Below are 17,720 nucleotides of genomic sequence, written 5' to 3'. Positions count from 1 at the left end.
TTTTAACTTCACTGTAACCCACAAGCTTTTTCCAGATGTTACAGTAGGGATTAGCAAATTTGATAAAAGTAATTTTGCAAAATCGAAAACACAAATTTAAACACAAATTTAAAAGTATTATCTCTTAGGAGGATTTATTAATAATGAAAAAAACAGTATTAGCTTCAACGTTAGCAGTAGGACTCGGCGTAACAGGGATCGCAGCAGGAAATTCAGCAGATGCGTCTGAACAAAGTATCGATCAAGCACAACTAGCTCAACAAGCACAAAACAACCCTGAACAATTAAATGCTAAGCCAGTACATGAAGGTGCTTATAACTATAACTTTAATCAAGATAATTTAAATTATAACTTTGAATCTGATGGCACATATTGGTCATGGAGCTATGGTGAAGGTTCAAACGGATCAAGCGATGCATCAACACAATCAACAACTAATGTAGGACAACAAGAACAAGCACCGCAAACTCAAGACCAACCACAACAAGCTTCATCAGAACAACCAGCACAAGAGCAAGCACCTCAAACTGAGCAAACGCAACAACCACAACAAGAAGCAGCTTCATCACAACAATCAACAGATAATTCAAGTGAAGCATCAAGTGGTTCATCAGTAGAAGTAAACGATCACTTGAAACAAATCGCGCAACGTGAATCAGGTGGCGACTTAAAAGCAGTTAATCCATCTTCAGGTGCAGCAGGTAAATATCAATTCTTACAAAGTACATGGGATTCAGTAGCGCCAGATGAATATAAAGGTCAATCACCAACAGAAGCACCAGAATCAGTACAAGATCAAGCAGCAATGGATTTATATGAATCTGAAGGTGCTTCACAATGGGTTACTGCATAATAAGATAATATGCAATTTTAAAATATGAATATAAATGTATAGAGTGAGTGACATATAAAGCTCATGCTAAAAATAAAGGACTAATCCGTTAGCAACCAACATGGATTAGTCCTTTTTACATTGAGGGAAAGACATATATTTTCGAAAGTTATAGAATTAATTGTAGAAAATTAATAGAAAAGTTAATTTTAAAAAAGATATTTAAATAATATACTAAAAATAATACTTAATTTAAAACTGCTGACTTATTAATTAATGAACTAAATCTTGCAATAATAGAATAAAAAGTGCTTTTATTACAACATCATTACAATAAAATTGAAAATATAACTAACCTTAAAACGATGATGATGGCGTTCTAAGGTTTTTTGATGAGTGTAATATTTAACTTTTATGTCATTAGGACGTAAAAAATCTAGATATTTTTTAACTTCACTGTAACCCACAAGCTTTTTCTAGATGTTACAGTGGGAACTAGCAAATTTGATAAAAGTAATTTTGCAAAAACGAAACACAAATTTAAAAAGCAAATTTAAAAGTATTATCTCTTAGGAGGATTTATTAATAATGAAAAAAACAGTATTAGCTTCAACGTTAGCAGTAGGACTTGGCGTAACAGGAATTGCAGCAGGAAATTCAGCAGATGCGTCTGAACAAGGTATCGATCAAGCACAACTAGCTCAACAAGCACAAAACAACCCTGAACAATTAAATGCTAAGCCAGTACATGAAGGTGCTTATAACTATAACTTTAATCAAGATAATTTAAATTATAACTTTGAATCTGATGGTACAAATTGGTCATGGAGCTATGGTGAAGGTTCAAACGGATCAAGCGATGCATCAACACAATCAACAACTAATGCAGGACAACAAGAACAAGCACCGCAAACTCAAGACCAAACACAACCACAACAAGCTTCATCAGAACAACCAGCACAAGAGCAAGCACCTCAAACTGAGCAAACGCAACAACCACAACAAGAAGCAGCTTCATCACAACAATCAACAGGTAGTTCAAGTGAAGCATCAAGTGGTTCATCTGTAGACGTGAACGATCACTTGAAACAAATCGCGCAACGTGAATCAGGTGGCGACTTAAAAGCAGTTAATCCATCTTCAGGTGCAGCAGGTAAATATCAATTCCTACAAAGTACATGGGATTCAGTAGCACCAGATGAATATAAAGGTGTATCACCAACGGAAGCACCAGAATCAGTACAAGACCAAGCAGCAATGGATTTATATGAATCTGAAGGTGCTTCACAGTGGGTTACTGCATAATAAAATAATATTTAATTTTGAAATATTGTATCATCAGTCCCTAGGTTCTTTTATAGAATCTAGGGATTTTTCATTTTTTAGTGGAACATGAAAATGATTAAATTAGAGCATAATATTAAACAGCTTATAATAAATTGAAGTAAACATTATATACTTATAATTCAACATAACCCGCATACATTGAAAAACATACGTATTTTTATTATTATGTTTTCTGTATTAAAAAAATTATAATTTGAAATTGTAATTCTGAAACTTTTTAGCTATTGCTGAAAAGTTTCTTTTTGTGTTGAAAGCAAAATGGACGAAGTATAGTTAAGAAAATGGTTGTTCAAAAAATAGATTAATCTATAGAAAGAGGTGTTGGTTCAATGGTATATAAAATTCATCTGAAAAATATTTGTTTTTGTCTTTTAGGTACTTTTTTAATTGCAATAGGCGTCAATTCTTTTGTTTTAGCTTCAAATTTAGGAGAAGGTGGCACAGTCGGTATTTCTTTGAATCTAAAATATACTTTAGGTCTTTCTCCAGCGTTGACGACACTTATCATTAACATCATATTAATTGGTGTTGGTTGGAAATATCTAAGTAAAACAACTGCACTTTATACTTTGATTACTGTGGTTGCAAGTTCATTCTTCTTGGGTATTACTGAATCTTTTAATTTAAATTTAGAGTCTGATTTTATCAATACTATTTTTTCAGGCGTGCTCATTGGTATCGGTACAGGCTTTGTGATATCTGCCCGTAGTACATTGGGCGGTACTTCAGTTATTGCAAAAATTATAAACAAATACAGCGAAATTAAAACGTCACAAGCATTATTTATACTTGATTCATTGATAGTTTTATCATTCTTACTTGTCTTACCTATACAAAATGTACTTTATACTATTGTCATGTTGTTTATCGTTGAAAAAAGCATGTCTTTTGTAATAGAAGGATTTAATCCTAAAAAAGCGATTACTATTATTTCAGATTTTAATGCAGACATTAGTAAACAAATTAATGAAGAAACAGGTCGTGGCTCAACACTGCTAAATGGTGTAGGAGGATATCAACAAAAAGAGACGAATGTACTTTACGTAGTCGTTCCTCAAAATCAGTTAGCTAGAATTAAAAAAATTGTAAATCGTCATGATGAAAATGCCTTTTTAGTAATCCATGATGTACGAGATGTCCTAGGAAATGGGTTTATGAAATTACAATAAGCATAGAAAAGCAAATATCTTCAAATTAACTACAAAAATTTGAAAATACCAGTCTTTCATTTATATATTGGATGGCTGGTATTTTTATATGCGCATTTGTTATGGGATAAATATGTTATCATTACCAATTTTTAAAATAAGATACGAGATAAAAAGATAACAGTGGTAACTGTAAAAATACTAAATAATGTAGAAAACAATACAATTTGTGCATGTAATTACGGTTCTATTTGATATTCCATGGCAATCGTAGAAGTATTTCTTGAAGTAGGGAAAGAACTAGCAATAAAAAGTGATTGTGCCACAACACCGTCTAAACCTAATAAATAGATAACTGCTAAAGAAAGTATTGGACTTATTATTAAACGACCAATAAGTGACCATGAAATAACGCGATGGAAAAAGTTGATTTTAATTCTGGCAAGTTGTGCTCCTAACAAAATCAGTGCTATAGCTACAAATCCATCAGAGAGTTGATCGAGGGGAATTAAAATCGTTTTGGGAAGCTTAACAGTAAAAACTTGGCAGATAATTCCTAGTAGAAGTGCATGAAAAACTGGTAGACGTAAAAATCCGCGTGTGATATCTGCCATTGATTTACTAGCTGATAGTAGATTATACATACCATAAGAATATGTGAGTAAATTTTGAAATACTAAAATGAAAATTTGGACTGAGACACCGATTGGATTATGACTAAATACGAGTTGACTGACTGGTAACCCGTAATTTCCTGAATTCATTAACGAAATACTATTTTTTAGAGCAGCACTTTCTCCTTTTTCTAAATGTAGACATTTAGAAATTAAATTGCCAAGTAAAATTAAAATAACGCTGAAAATGATAATATAATATATTATGTTTAGTAATAAAGGTATATCAATGTTAATTTGGTAAATGTTTACAAATACTGATGCCGGCATTAAGCAGTATGTTATTAAAGTGGAAAAGTGTTTAAGATTAAAAGAAAATTTTATTTGAAGTATTAAACCCAACAATATCAGAAGTAAAATAGGCAAAATAACTTCTGAAAGAATAAAAATAAACATAAGCAACCTTCTATCTCTAAAAATTTTATGTGATGAAAAATAATGCAATATTCATTTACTTTTACGTTAGCACATATTTATTATAAGTAAAATAAATCTTAATAATTAGAATTGATAAGTAAAGATTATCATTATGTTGCTCAAATAGTAAGTGAAATGTAAAAATCTCAATAAATATAAAGCGTGCGGTAGCTAATTATGTAAAAAAAGTAATTTTAAAAAGACAAGGTACTGAAACATAAACCCTAGAAAAATAACACTCATATGATTTAATTCAATCCATCTGAGTGTTTCTTTGATTATTCAATATTGCAGCATATTGTTGGCTCGATTTCTTAGGGACAGATTCAGTTTGTCTCGTCTTCAGATTGTCTTGTTCCAGCAAACGTCTCGCCAAAATACAATGTATTCATATGTACTTTTACGTTAAATACTTTAAAAAATAAGACACTATATCAATCCAAGTAGTAACTCAATGAGCTAACTATAATTAAAACAGTATTGAAAAAGGCAATTTCTATATTATTTCAATAGAAATTGCCTTTTTCACTTGTCTAAGAACTTTATGTCCCAGACTATTTTTTAGTTAACTTGATAGATATGTCTAATATTTTGTATGACATTATCGTATGTTCATACAGTGTTTCAAAGCATCATTTACTAGACAAGTTGTTTAAAGTTTTCTAGGCGTTTTGCTTTTTCTTCATCACTAATACCATGTTTTTTAACATAGCGATTATTTTCGTGTTCAGCACATTCATGGCAACAAGCGCCTAAATAACGTGCTTCATTTTCTTCAGATACTAAAATTTGACGGTTACATTCAGGATTAGAGCAATTGATGTAACGTTCACAAGGTGTCCCATCAAACCATTCCTTACCTACAACAGTTTTTTCAACTTGATTGACATCTACACTGATACGTTCGTCAAATACGTACATTTTGCCGTCCCAATACTCACCTTTTGTTTCTGGATCTTTTCCATAAGTGGCGATACCACCTTCAAGTTGGCTTACGTCTTCAAAACCTTCTCTTAATAGATAACCGGAGAATTTCTCACAGCGAATACCGCCAGTACAATAAGTGACGATTTTTTTATCCATAAATTGATCTTTATTTTCTTTAATCCAGTCTGGTAAATCTCTAAAACGAGTAATATTAGGTCGAATCGCACCACGGAAATGTCCTAAATCATATTCATAATCATTACGCGCATCGATAACAATTGTGTCATCATCAAATAATGCTTCTTTAAATTCTTTAGGTGATAAATAATTACCAGTAAGTTCTTTAGGGTTAATATCTTGCTCTAAATCTAATGCTACAATTTCTTTTCTAGGACGCACGTGCATTTTTTTAAACGCGTGACCATCTGCTTCATCAATTTTGAAAGTAATTCCTTTGAATCTTTCATCTGATTGTAATGCGTTCATATATTTTTCTGTTGCTTCAACTGTTCCTGATACAGTACCATTAATACCTTCAGTTGATACTAAGATACGTCCTTTAAGCTCCAAATCTTTACAAAAATCTAAATGCTCTGTAGCAAATGTTTCTGGGTCTTCAATCGTTGTATATTTATAATACAATAATACTCTGTAATCCATAATTCTATTCTCCTCTAATTTATTTCTGTTTATAATAGTTTTATATAAAATTAATAGTTTAGTGATGTCGTGCGGCTATCATTCATAATGATATTATGAATGTTTGCTATATGCTTTTATAAAAGGACGAAATTCTCCTCACTATATTGTAACAAAAAAGGAACAATATTCAATTTAAAAATTTTGTAAAACTAAATATTGTCAAAAATTTTTTGAAGAGCATTTGAATTATGATGAAAAACATGTTCTTTTCAAATTTATTATCAATGAAAAGAACATGTATATAAATTTACTTATTTTTATTTGTAAAGATAAGTGCAACTACTAAACTAATTGTACTGATAGCAAAGATAATATTCATAATAGAAAGTGTTTCTATAATCACTACATCTTTGCCTAATCGTTCAAAAGCATTTTGTTGCATTTCTTTCTCTGAATTAAAATCACTGTCAGCTCTTGAAGGCTTTTCTTCAATATCTTCTAATAATCTTTCTTTAACTTTAGGCATGTTATACCTCCTTATTCTCTATTATAATTTTTCCCTATTAACAAAAAATAAACCATCAATATATAGGCGTTTGCATCATATGCTTGAGGTGGCTATACTTTTATTAATCAATGAAATAAAGCAGGAGAGGATAGAATGGAAACTGTATATTTAGCAGGTGGATGCCTTTGGGGTGTTCAGGCATTCGTTAAGACATTACCAGGTGTCATTCAAACAGAAGCTGGTAGGGCAAATGGTATTACGCATACACTTGATGGAGAATATGATGGTTATGTAGAAGTAATTAAAACGAGTTTTGAACCGGAAAAAGTATCTGTTTCTGATTTAATGGGGTATCTTTTTGAAATTATTGACCCTTATAGTGTAAATCAACAAGGTCAAGATATAGGATTAAAATATAGAACTGGCTTATATAGTGAAGACGCAAAACATTTAAAAGAAGCACAGGCATACATAGATGCAATTGAAGATCATCATCTTATAGCCACAGAGGTATTGCCACTGACGAATTATGTTAAAAGTGCAGAAGCACATCAAGACAGATTATCAAAATTTCCAAACGACTACTGTCATATACCTAAAGGACTTATTAATAAGTATAAAAAGTGATGAAACAATATAGATTTTAAAGTAAAACTTCTTTGTATATTTTGAAAACATTTTCATAAAAAATAACCATAAAATTTTTGAAAAAAGGGTTTGACATTTAAATTTAAGGGGCGTAATATACTAAAAGTACATGGGGTGTACTAATGTATTTTTATCCCTTTAAATACTTAGTCATACGCATTATACTAAGACAAATATTTTTGTTTTAGTCTTTTTTTATTTTATAGTACACGGGATGTACGATTAAAGGAAGGTAGTTGGAAAAATGTTGAATGAATTTAAATTTATTTTTAAAAATAAAATGTTAGTGGTCTCTTTAATTGCTATATCGCTTATTTCATTGCTATATGTAGCTTTGTTTGTTGGTTCAATGTGGGATCCATACGACAAGACAGAAAATCTAAAAATATCTGTTGTCAACCATGATGAAAAAGCAACGCTTAATAATAAAGATATTACTATCGGTGATGATTTAGTAGACAAATTAAAAGATAATGATAAGTTTGATTTTCAAGTTGTTTCTGAAAAAGAAGCAGATAAGCAATTGAATAGAGGTGAAAGTGTAGGAACAATTATCGTTCCCAAGAATGCTTCATCCAATGCAACGACAATTTTAGATGAAAATCCTAAAAAAATAAATCTGGAAACTAAGGTGAACCCAGGCTCTAGCTATACGGGCAGTCAATCTGCAAATTCAGCTATCAATACAGTGACTGAATCTATAAAAGATAATATTAGATCAAATTATTTGAATGAATTATTCGCTAGTGCTAAAAAATCACAATCAGGTTATCAAGATACATCTGATGCATTAGGGCAAATGTCTGATGCAGAAACACAACTTATTGATGGTAATCAAGAAGTGACAGATGGTATTCAACAAATGGCGCCGATGGTAGGTCAACCAGCTCAAAAGTTATTATCAGGAAATCAGCAAGTAACAGATGGGTTGAAAGAGCTTCAGGCTAATAATGACGAATTAAAATCAAAAATAGACGACGCAGTGAGTCAGCAAAACAATGTTTCATTTGAATCCGAAAATGAAAAAGCGCTTAATGATGTTACTAAAGTAAAAGAAAATAATCCGACGAATGCTGATGAATATGGTGCAACAATTGTTCCTTATATGGCAAGTGTAAGTTTATTTGTTGGTGCGCTATCGTTTAGTGCGATTTATCCATTGAGAAAAACGATTGATAAATCTACAACTTCAATAAGACAAACTTTAGGAAAATTTGCATTATATATTGTTCAAGGTGCGTTATCTGCATTGTTCATGAGTAGTTGGGTATTATTTGTATTTAATATGTCAGTTGGTAATGTCTGGAAATTTATATTAGTAGGGTTATTATGGGCTATTGCAGCAATTACAATCACATCATTCCTAACATTATTCTTAGATAGAATAGGACTCTTTATATCAATGATTCTTTTAATCTTACAATTGAGTGCAAGTGAAGGTATGTTCCCAATAGAGCTTTCTGCAACGTTCTATAGATGGATACATCCATTTTCACCAATGTCCTATGCTATTCAAGGATATAGAGAAGCAATATTCACTAATGCAGGTCACTTCGACTTTGGATTTGTTGTAGCTCTACTTATCGGAATCATTATCGTAATGATGATTTTACAATATTTAGTTTTATTATGGTTTAATAAACGTGAAAAATTACCACTTTCTATCGAATTCAAGTAACTTATAAAGGGGGATAAAGTGATGAATGATGTAGATGCATCGATTGAGAAAGCGATAACCAAATTTCAAATCGTGATGCTGTATTTAAACAAAGAAATTATTGAAATGGTGAATGAATCATCTCTCACAAACCTACTTTCAAGAGAACAAATTGAAGCGATGAGAATTATTCAAACAAAAGGTCAAGTTACGATTAATGAGTTAGCTGGGCTACAAAATATATTTAAAACAGCTGCTTCAAAAAGAATCGGTAAACTTGAAGAAATGGGTTATGTGCAAAGGGCACACTCAAACAATAAAAGAATTAAATTAGTCCAATTAAGTTTAGAAGGTGAAAGTTTTTTAAAACAAGCGACTTCAGCAATGAGTGAATCAGTGAAAAATCGCTTAGGTAACCAATTTTCACTTGAAGAAATAGAAGATTTTGTAAATCAATTGGAACGAATCGATGAAGCCTTTAGAAAAAGTAAATAATTACTAAGCAATTAAATGAGTTATACATGGACTTGTAGCTACAGGATTAGTATACTAAATGATATAATTTCAAGCGTATACTAACTGAAAAACATAAATTTTTGATTAGGGGTGAAACATAATGAAAAGAACAGCTGAACGTATACTTGCCTGGATTGGTATTGGTTTACAGCTATTAGGTGTAATTGTTCTGGCAATATTCTTACCATTAATTGGAAATGGTGACAATAAAAATGCAATGATACAAGCAATGATGGAAGATGATAGTTCAATCACATATGAAAATGGAGAAGCGGTTATTAATATGTTAAGTGCCTTGGTAACTGCAGGACTAGTATTATCTATTGTGCTACTTATAGTGGCGATTATTGGTGCAGTGTTAATTGGTAAAAAAGCCAAAGCTGCCGGCATTTTATTAATCATTGTGGGTGTTATTTCATTAATCGGTAACTGGATTACTGCCATTTTATGGTTAGTAGCCGGTATCATGTTGCTAGTAAGAAAACCTCAAAAACCTATTTATAGCAGAGATGAAGAAGATGATGCTAATCCCTTTATCAAAGATGGGTCACAAGTAAATGAACATAATAACTCATATGTATTATCTGAAAATCAAAAAGAGAACGAACAAGAAAAAATCAAAGAAAATTATTCCGATACTGACGAGGATAATAAATATAAATATTAATTTTTAATCCAAGTTTGCCTTTGATAGGTAAACTTGGATTTTTTATATATTATTCAGATTTGATTGTATCTAAAATTAATTGGAGTTGATTATATAATTGATGTGGCTCTATCTTCGTATTTGTATTTTTAGAATTATGTTGTTTTATAAAATCTTTTGGTGTCATATGCATCACATTTTTGAAATCTCTCAAATAAGTATTGTATGAACGGAACCCATAATCTACCCAAATTGATTCGCTATTGCCATTTGTTAATAAATCCCTAGATAAACTATAGATTTTAACTTTTTTAATGTATTTGATTAATGAAATATTCATTTTTTTTGAAAATTCTCTAGATAAATAACTACTATTTACGTAAAATGTTTTAGCTAGTAAATTAAGCGTTAATGGTTGCTTGTAATGTTGGTTAATATAGTCTACAACGTTTTTAATTAATTTATTCGAGTAAGTCAACTGACCATATATATTTGCTTGAGATGAATTGAGGTAATTAATTAATTTAATAACTCCGATGTCTCCATTAAATAAATTATTTTCTAAAATATTTTTTAAAGTTGTAATATAAGTTTCGGTAATCAACTTACTTAATTTATATTTTTCTAGAAGATTTTCTCGATTGATTAAGGTGAAACGATGATAACTTAAATTATTTACTGAAATACAAGCAAGCATACCTTCTCGATGTACAATGAGATTTTCTTCGAAATCGTATACCACAAATACATCGCCTCGATGAAATATAAAATTTGATTTTACTTTTTGGAAATGAATCATACCTGAAATAACCAAATATATATTGGAAAAGTTAGGTGTATTTAAATTTTCTAATTGATCACCTTCATCATAAATGATGTGATTATAATCCATTGAAACCCTCCATTCCTTAAATGTTGCTAGAAAAGTTAGCATCAATTTATGTAAAATGAGAATCAGATTAAGTATTAAGGTATTGGGAGTGAGAGCAATAAATTTGTTTTGGAAATGTAGATATACTTAAATTTAATTTCATTTATTTAAATAGTACTCTTTTTAAAATTAATACGTCAATTAATGTTGCGTAATTATAATAAAATAAAATTCTAAAACTAAAAAAATGGATAATTTTTACATCTGTTTATAATATATTCTATTATTGAGCGTAAAAATAGTGATAAATTCGAACAATTCGTGAATAATTTTGAAGTACTGAATAATTGAAAATATTTTCAGCGTTGTATTAAGTCAGTATTCCAGCTAATTAGCAAGATGTCATAGGGTATTGATTTCCATAAAATGAGAATCATAAAAGTAGCATTTTAGTGAGTTTAGCGTCCAAAAAATAGAATGCTGTATACAAATTGGGGTAATATCAAATCAAGTAGCATAAATTGGATTGTTATTAAACTAAATTAAAATGCAATAAAATAAGTTGTTCTATTGAGGAAGATAATAAAAACATGTAAATTGATAGTAAAGGTTAATATAGACATTAAATTGAAATTAACGAATGAGGTGAGCTAAATGATGATGATGATTGGTATACTTACACCGCTATTGGTTATTGGCTTTATAGTTATGTCAATTTTGGAAGAAAAAAAACGAAACAAAAGAGAGCAAGAAAATAATAACGATGATCAAAAGCACATAAATAATACGACTAATAGCAATGAGGATAACCGTAAAGATGAATAATTCATTATTTTATTGTTATAAACCTCTTTAAATAGTAAAGTGCTCCATTAAATCATGCACATATTAAAATAGTATGAACAAAGCAAAGTTTAGCATTCTATTGATACGATATAGGAGTTGAAATATAAAATTGATTTCTAATTTATCAATTTTTATTTCACTCCTAATTTTTATATTTTCAAAGTATATCAACGACATAATTTTAATGGTCAGATATCTAAATTTAACTTAAACACAAATGAAATATGTCTAGTGTTAAATTTTCTTACAAGGAAGTGTTATATAATGAGTGAAATGATATATATATTACAAAGTGTATTATTACCTATTTTCATAATGATTGTATTGGGATTTATCTTACAGAAAAAGTTCACACTAGATTTAAAAACTTTAGCGAAATTAAATATATATGTGTTTGTACCAGGATTTATTTTTGTAAAGTTTTATAAGACAAATTTTGAATTACATTTATTATTATATATTGTAGTTTTCTTTATAATATACATAATTTGTTTATATATCGTGGGCAAAGCTTTAACTTTAATAAACAAGAGGGATAAAGGGGAAGCTACGACGTTAACCAATAGTGTATTATTTTTTAATTCTGGAAATTATGGTGTACCAGTTAATGATTTAGTGTTTAAGGGAGATCCACTCGCGATGTCTGTTCAAGTCATCGTTTTATCATTACAAAATATTTTCACTTTTTCGTATGGCATTTTTGCAATACAGTCTGCACAAATTGGAAAGTTAAAAGCGATGTTAGGGTATTTTAAAATGCCAGTGCTATACGCTTTGTTACTTGCAATTATTTTAAATTATGCGGATATCCCCATACCGGAATTTATTTGGACGCCAGCTAATTATGTGGCAGATGCGATGATTGCAATTGCTTTAATCATGCTAGGAGCACAAATTGCGAATATAAACTTTACTTTCAAGTGGTCACTATCATATATTTTTATATTTGTACGTTTAGTCATTGGACCAGCTATCGCATTAATCATTATAAAAATCATGGGTATTGAAGGAGTGATTGCACAAACACTTTTTATCGCTTCAGCAATGCCAACATCAGTAAATAGTTCTGTGATAGCGCAAGAGTATGACAATCATCCTGAACTTGCAGCAGAACTTGTCTTTTTATCAACTTTATTAAGTTCAATTACTGTGGTAATTGTTATTTATGCTTCTAAATTATTATTTTAGATAAATAAAAAGTTATATGAATTATCATTACCAATACGTTTAAGCGCTGAGATATAAAAATTAAATCTTGGCGTTTTTTATTTCAGTTTTTAGCAAATTTTTATGAATTAAAAAATCACTGATGTATTTAAAGTGCTGAAAATTTTAATGCCACTTTTCTTGCTATATCAAACTTAAACCATGTAATATCCTTGTTTGTCTATTGTATAAAAATTGAATCGAAAATATTTTATTTGTAAAAATAATTTTTATTTTCAAATTTATTGTGCTATAAATATAGCGTGAACGACATTTAAAATAAATAGTTTGAAAATAACTATAAATTGAAGGATGGTATATGTGAAAGAGATTGTATTAGGCATAGATATCGGTACAAGTTCTGTTAAAGCCATTGCTATTAATAAAAGAGGTGACGTTTTAGATAGCGTCAGCGAACCCATTGATGTTATTAATCAACAAACAGGTTTTAGTGAACAAAATCCAGATGACTGGTTTAAAGCTTCTAAAGATTGCATTAAGTACTTATTAAATTCTGTAAAGTTAGCAAATATGAAGGTCAAAGGTATTTCATTTTCTGGCCAAATGCACAGTTTAGTACTGCTTGATCATCAATTTCAACCGCTTAGAAATGCCATTTTATGGAATGATACAAGATCCACTTTTCAATGCGAACAAATAAAACAGCAATTTGGTGAATATGTAATGGATAATCCTGTGTTAGAAGGATTTACATTAACTAAGTTGTTATGGGTAAAAGAAAACGAACCATTGATTTGGTCCAAAGCAAATGTGTTCTTATTGCCTAAAGATTATGTGAGATTTAAATTCACAGATACGATAAATATGGAATATTCTGATGGCTCAAGCACGTTGTTAATGGATATAGCATATAAGTGTTGGAATAAAAAAATTTGTGAGTATTATGGTGTATACCAATTATGTCCCAATTTAATTGAATCACAAAATTTTGTAGGGTACATCAATACTTCAACTGCAGATGAATTAGGTATAGGTGATGATGTGGCAGTATTTGCTGGGGGTGGAGATAATGCCTGTGGTGCATTAGGTGCAGGTGTTATTAACGATGGCGATACATTATGTAGTATCGGCACTTCTGGTGTGATACTAGCGTGTGATTCTGAGCATACGGGTACTTATTATCACAATTTACATCATTTTAATCATGTACTCCCTGAAAAATCTTATGCGATGGGAGTAATATTAGCTGCAGGAGATAGTTTGAAATGGTTTCAAAAAAACATCGCTCCAAATTTAACTTATAGTCAAATTTTGGATGAAGCAAAACAGTCTTCTATAGGGAGTAATGGTTTAATATATGCACCATATCTATCAGGAGAACGTACACCTCATGGGGATAGTCAAATTAGAGGAAGTTTTATTGGCTTAAGCCGTATGCATTCGATTAAAGATATGGCTCGCGCGGTTATTGAAGGTATTACTTTTGCATTATATGAATCTATCTATTATTTACGTGAAAATGATAAAAAAATTAAAGAAATGACTTCTATTGGTGGTGGAGCTAAAAGTGATTTTTGGCTTCAATTACAAGCTGATATCTTCAACGCTAAAGTATATAAATTAAAGCATGAAGAGGGACCAAGTATGGGTGCAGCGATGATAGCAGCAAAAGGTGTAGGGTGGTTTCATGATACCGCTGAGATGGTAAGACAATTTATACAATATGATAAAGTATTTGAACCATGTATAGAAAACCATATGCAATATAAGCAGTATTTTGCAATATATAAAAAAATCTATGGTGATACCAAAAAAATAACAAAAGAATTATTAAAGTTATCGCAATAAAATTATAATATCGGTGCAATTATGTCACTATTTCTTATGATATTTCCTGGAAAATAAAAAGCTTAAAAAATATAGACGGTTGAAAAAATACAGTTTTTACGTTAAATTAAACATGAAATAAACATAAAATGCATATCAATTAAATAGAGATAAGTTTAGACCACTGGAAGTGCCTTTATGACAAAAGGCTGAGACGAGCGTGATACGCTAGAATTCCTTGAACCTGATCCAGTTTGTACTGGCGTAGGAAAAGTGGCGTTATAAACCGTATTAGTCCGTTCATATTAACGTTATTTTTCCTATTTGGAAAAGTAACGTTTTTTTATTTTTAGGAGTGATTATAGTGATTATTGCGATTACCAATTATCATAAATTAACCAAGAAAGATAGCGCGAATTATTGTGAAATTGAACCTTATATTGATTATCTCATCGTCAGGTCACCGATGTGTACTTCTGAGAAGATTGAATGGATTAACCAACTAAAGCAACAACATTTTCCAAAAGATAAAATTATTATTCACAGTGATTATCGTGTACTCCAATCTTGCGGCTTATCACGCATACATTTTAGAGAAAATGATGAGCAAATCCGTGCTTTAAAACAACATTGTTCAGACATAAAAATAAGTATGTCTACACACAGTAGCCATGCAATTCAATATGCAGAAGATTTAAATTTAGATTTTGTACTTTATGGGCACGTATTTGAAACAAAGTCTAAAAAGGGGTTAACCCCTAGATCATTTAGTGAGGTCAATGAAGCATTGAAAAGTGATATTCCCGTAATCGCATTAGGTGGCATTAATTTAACAACTATGCCTCATTTGCCTAAGGGATTTCAAGGTATCGCAGGTATTTCTATTTTTAATCACTCAATAAAAACAGTACAAGCGTTACACAGAGCATGGTTACATTATGAAACAACACAAAATTAATGATTTACTAATCAATAAGCGAGAAAGGAATGAATCATGATGCATTGCATTATTAATGGTGATAATTTCACATTTGAAAATCCTTTAAATATACAAGAGGTATTGCAAACACTTGGTTTAGACGAAAAAAGAGTGATTGTTGAACATAATAAAAAATTAATTAAGCAAAACCAATTTCAGAATCATGTCGTTAATGATAAAGATTGTTTAGAATTATTAGAATTTGTAGGAGGCGGATAAGATGTTTAAAATAGGAAAATTTGAATTTAATTCAAGATTGTTATTAGGTACTGGTAAATTTGAAACAGAAGCCATTCAAAAAGAGGCAATAAATGCATCTGAAACAGAGGTTTTAACTTTTGCAGTACGTCGAATGAACTTATATGATGAGAAATTTCCTAATCCTTTAGCAAAAGTTGACTTATCAAATTTTGTTACTTTTCCTAATACTGCTGGAGTAACTTCAGCTGAGGAAGCGATAAGAATTGCAGAAATTGCTAATCATGCCAATCTTTGTGACATGATTAAAGTAGAAGTGATAGGTGATCAGGAAACCTTACTACCTGATCCGCTAGAAACATATGAGGCGTGCAAGGTTTTACTAGAAAAAGGTTATACAGTGTGTCCTTACATTTCAAATGATGTTGTACTTGCTAAGCGTTTAGAAGAATTAGGAGTACACGCGATTATGCCACTAGCTTCACCTATTGGTACAGGAAGAGGAATAAACAACCCTTTAAATCTACGTTATATTATTGAACGCGCCAATGTACCCGTAATTGTGGATGCAGGGGTTGGATCACCAAAAGATGCATGTCATGCTATGGAATTAGGGGCCGACGCCATTTTATTAAACACAGCAATTTCTAGTGCGAAAGATCCAGGGAAAATGGCAGAAGCCATGAAATTGGGTATTCAAGCAGGAAGAATGAGTTATCAAGCAGGGAGAATACCAGTTAAGTACACAGCTCAAGCTTCAAGTCCAACAGAAGGCATCGGATTTTTATGATGGAAAGATATTCTCGTCAAATACGCTATAAAAATTTTGGTGAACAAGGCCAGCGTAAACTAGCGCAAACACATGTGATGATTGTAGGAGCAGGAGCGTTAGGAAGTCATTGTGCAGAAATATTAACACGTATGGGGATTGGCGAGCTTACGATTATTGATATGGATATTGTAGAATTATCAAATTTGCATAGACAAGCCACTTATACTGAAAACGATGCACAAACGATGATGCCTAAAGTGGAAGCACTAAAAAAGCATTTGTTAGATATAAATTCTAATATTAAAATCAACACATTATACAAAGAAATAACTTGCACCAACATTGAACACATTTTAAGAAAATCAAATCCTGATATCGTCATGGATGGCATGGATCATTTTAAAATTAGATACTTGATTAACGAAGTATGCCATAAATTTTCGATACCTTGGATTTATGGGGCAGCAATCGGAAGTCAAGGTACCGTTTATGGTATTGATTATAAAGGCCCATGTTTAAAATGTGTGCTCGATAAGATGCCAGAATCTGCAGAAAGTTGTTCTATTAATGGTGTGTTACCTACAGTTATATACCAAGTAGCTAGCATGGAAGTTTCAGAATTATTACGTTGGATAACAGCATCTGGATTCTCTCAAAAATTAATAACGCTAGATACTTTTTCAATCCAGTACCATACAGTGAATATCAACCAACTTAAAAATGACGATTGTAGCATTTGTGTACATCAGAGATATGATTTACTGAACCAACCTCAACATACAAACGTAGAATCTCAATGTGGCAATACATTTTTGCTTCGTTTCGATGAAAATATTTTTGAATATGCACATTACCTACCTGCCAAAATTAAAAAGGCCAATAGCTTTGCTAAATTACTTTCTTATAACGAAATCGATATTACTTTATTTAAAGATGGTCGTATGAATGTTTATGGCTTGGAAGATGAAGGACAGGCGCAAGCATTATATACACATTTTGCTAAAAGCATAAAATAGGACATTTACATTTCTCAAAAGCAAAAATTTTAGAATAAAAATTAAAGTTTCTTAAATCGTAACAAATTTGTGACATATTTG

General features: G+C 30.8%; 17 protein-coding genes, 1 pseudogene and 1 riboswitch. Of the genes and pseudogenes, 14 read left to right on the top strand and 4 right to left on the bottom strand.

What is annotated here, in order from left to right; translation table 11 throughout:
• Positions 1–143 precede the first annotated feature (143 nt).
• The 3 genes from KA833_RS01995 (at position 144) to KA833_RS01985 (ending at position 3,349) form a co-directional block, all read left to right on the top strand.
• The gene (locus KA833_RS01995) at positions 144–854 is read left to right on the top strand and encodes a transglycosylase family protein (RefSeq protein WP_210128277.1); all 711 of its coding nucleotides are present in this window, start codon (positions 144–146) and stop codon (positions 852–854) included.
• A gap of 567 nt (positions 855–1,421) precedes the next feature.
• Positions 1,422–2,138 carry a transglycosylase family protein gene (locus KA833_RS01990; RefSeq protein WP_070812670.1) on the top strand — a complete coding sequence of 239 codons (717 nt, stop codon included), beginning with the start codon at positions 1,422–1,424 and terminating at the stop codon, positions 2,136–2,138.
• Positions 2,139–2,509: 371 nt separating this feature from the next.
• Positions 2,510–3,349, top strand: coding sequence for a YitT family protein (locus KA833_RS01985; RefSeq protein WP_046206940.1), 840 nt, complete (start codon positions 2,510–2,512; stop codon positions 3,347–3,349).
• 131 nt (positions 3,350–3,480) lie between these two features.
• On the opposite strand, the pseudogene KA833_RS01980 reads toward KA833_RS01985, so the two are convergent.
• From KA833_RS01980 to KA833_RS01970, 3 genes and pseudogenes are all read right to left on the bottom strand, one after another.
• Positions 3,481–4,398, bottom strand: a pseudogene (locus KA833_RS01980) (AEC family transporter).
• Positions 4,399–5,058: 660 nt separating this feature from the next.
• Positions 5,059–6,006 (bottom strand): oxygen-dependent tRNA uridine(34) hydroxylase TrhO, encoded by a 948-nt coding sequence (gene trhO / locus KA833_RS01975; RefSeq protein ID WP_046206942.1) that lies wholly within the window; start codon positions 6,004–6,006, stop codon positions 5,059–5,061.
• 289 nt (positions 6,007–6,295) lie between these two features.
• On the bottom strand, positions 6,296–6,514 hold the full coding sequence (locus tag KA833_RS01970; RefSeq protein ID WP_046206943.1) for a hypothetical protein: 219 nt from the start codon (positions 6,512–6,514) through the stop codon (positions 6,296–6,298).
• Positions 6,515–6,649: 135 nt separating this feature from the next.
• On the opposite strand from KA833_RS01970, the gene KA833_RS01965 reads away from it, so the two are divergent.
• The 4 genes from KA833_RS01965 to KA833_RS01950 all read left to right on the top strand — a co-directional run bounded on the left by KA833_RS01965 (position 6,650) and on the right by KA833_RS01950 (position 9,984).
• Positions 6,650–7,123, top strand: a complete 474-nt coding sequence (locus KA833_RS01965; protein WP_064209973.1) for a peptide-methionine (S)-S-oxide reductase — start codon at positions 6,650–6,652, stop codon at positions 7,121–7,123.
• Between the two features lie 265 nt (positions 7,124–7,388).
• On the top strand, positions 7,389–8,822 hold the full coding sequence (locus tag KA833_RS01960) for a YhgE/Pip domain-containing protein (protein WP_046206945.1): 1,434 nt from the start codon (positions 7,389–7,391) through the stop codon (positions 8,820–8,822).
• A gap of 21 nt (positions 8,823–8,843) precedes the next feature.
• Complete coding sequence (locus KA833_RS01955; RefSeq protein ID WP_046206946.1) at positions 8,844–9,296, top strand: MarR family winged helix-turn-helix transcriptional regulator; 453 nt, start codon at positions 8,844–8,846, stop codon at positions 9,294–9,296.
• A gap of 121 nt (positions 9,297–9,417) precedes the next feature.
• Positions 9,418–9,984: a DUF4064 domain-containing protein gene (locus KA833_RS01950; protein WP_046206947.1), complete on the top strand. Its 567-nt coding sequence runs from the start codon at positions 9,418–9,420 to the stop codon at positions 9,982–9,984.
• 49 nt (positions 9,985–10,033) lie between these two features.
• On the opposite strand, the gene KA833_RS01945 is transcribed toward KA833_RS01950, so the two are convergent.
• Positions 10,034–10,855: a helix-turn-helix domain-containing protein gene (locus KA833_RS01945; RefSeq protein ID WP_070658168.1), complete on the bottom strand. Its 822-nt coding sequence runs from the start codon at positions 10,853–10,855 to the stop codon at positions 10,034–10,036.
• Between the two features lie 633 nt (positions 10,856–11,488).
• On the opposite strand from KA833_RS01945, the gene KA833_RS01940 reads away from it, so the two are divergent.
• From KA833_RS01940 to KA833_RS01910, 7 genes are all read left to right on the top strand, one after another.
• A complete protein-coding gene (locus tag KA833_RS01940; RefSeq protein WP_155390634.1) occupies positions 11,489–11,659 on the top strand; it encodes a hypothetical protein in 171 nt (56 codons plus the stop codon).
• 285 nt (positions 11,660–11,944) lie between these two features.
• Positions 11,945–12,868, top strand: coding sequence for an AEC family transporter (locus KA833_RS01935; protein ID WP_046206948.1), 924 nt, complete (start codon positions 11,945–11,947; stop codon positions 12,866–12,868).
• A 339-nt stretch (positions 12,869–13,207) separates the two neighbouring features.
• Entirely contained in the window at positions 13,208–14,695 is a 1,488-nt protein-coding gene (gene xylB / locus KA833_RS01930) for a xylulokinase (protein WP_210128278.1), read from the top strand.
• 155 nt (positions 14,696–14,850) lie between these two features.
• Positions 14,851–14,963, top strand: a riboswitch (TPP riboswitch).
• A gap of 75 nt (positions 14,964–15,038) precedes the next feature.
• Positions 15,039–15,632 carry a thiamine phosphate synthase gene (locus KA833_RS01925; protein WP_081254298.1) on the top strand — a complete coding sequence of 198 codons (594 nt, stop codon included), beginning with the start codon at positions 15,039–15,041 and terminating at the stop codon, positions 15,630–15,632.
• Between the two features lie 39 nt (positions 15,633–15,671).
• Positions 15,672–15,872 carry a sulfur carrier protein ThiS gene (gene thiS / locus KA833_RS01920; protein ID WP_204180472.1) on the top strand — a complete coding sequence of 67 codons (201 nt, stop codon included), beginning with the start codon at positions 15,672–15,674 and terminating at the stop codon, positions 15,870–15,872.
• Between the two features lies 1 nt (position 15,873).
• Positions 15,874–16,641 carry a thiazole synthase gene (locus tag KA833_RS01915; RefSeq protein ID WP_210128279.1) on the top strand — a complete coding sequence of 256 codons (768 nt, stop codon included), beginning with the start codon at positions 15,874–15,876 and terminating at the stop codon, positions 16,639–16,641.
• Entirely contained in the window at positions 16,641–17,639 is a 999-nt protein-coding gene (locus KA833_RS01910; protein WP_064209982.1) for a ThiF family adenylyltransferase, read from the top strand. The genes KA833_RS01915 and KA833_RS01910 overlap by 1 nt, the downstream gene beginning before the upstream one ends.
• The last annotated feature ends 81 nt before the right edge of the window (positions 17,640–17,720 follow it).

It is taken from the genome of Staphylococcus sp. GDY8P67P, assembly GCF_017892545.1.
In the GTDB taxonomy this organism is placed as follows: domain Bacteria; phylum Bacillota; class Bacilli; order Staphylococcales; family Staphylococcaceae; genus Staphylococcus; species Staphylococcus ureilyticus.
The sequence above is the reverse complement of the archived record's forward strand: the minus strand, read 5'-3'. Positions and strand labels throughout refer to the sequence as shown.